The sequence below is a fragment of the Streptomyces lincolnensis genome (assembly GCF_021173675.1).
Classification (GTDB): Bacteria; Actinomycetota; Actinomycetes; order Streptomycetales; family Streptomycetaceae; genus Streptomyces; species Streptomyces lincolnensis_B.
Genome location: NZ_JAIHON010000049.1, coordinates 1 through 545 on the forward strand (window position 1 = coordinate 1; position 545 = coordinate 545).

At 66.4% G+C, this 545-nt stretch carries 1 protein-coding gene; it reads right to left on the minus strand.

What is annotated here, in order from left to right:
• Positions 1-545: carboxyl transferase domain-containing protein (locus K4B79_RS47505; protein ID WP_308280648.1), on the minus strand; the 545-nt coding region annotated here is incomplete at both ends.

Genomic DNA, 545 nt, shown 5'->3' on the forward strand with positions numbered 1-545 from the left:
GGGTTGCCGTGTTTGCGGGAGGGCAGGTCGGCGTGCTTGGTCTGGAGCATGGCGAGGGAGGAGATGAGGACCTCGCGGGTCTCGGCCGGGTCGATGACGTCGTCGACCAGGCCGCGCTCGGCCGCGTAGTAGGGGTGCATCAGCTCGGACTTGTACTCCTTGACCATGCGGGTGCGCATGGCCTCGGGGTCCTCGGCGTCGGCGATCTGACGGCGGAAGATGACGTTGGCCGCGCCTTCCGCGCCCATCACGGCGATCTCGTTCGTCGGCCAGGCGTAGGTGAGGTCGGCGCCGATGGACTGGCTGTCCATGACGATGTAGGCACCCCCGTAGGCCTTGCGCAGGATCAGCGAGATCCGCGGCACGGTCGCGTTGCAGTAGGCGTAGAGCAGCTTCGCGCCGTGGCGGATGATGCCGCCGTGCTCCTGGTCGACGCCCGGGAGGAACCCGGGGACGTCCAGGAAAGTGACGATCGGGATGTTAAAAGCGTCACACATCTGGACGAAACGCGCAGCTTTTTCGGAGGCCTCGATGTCCAGGACGCC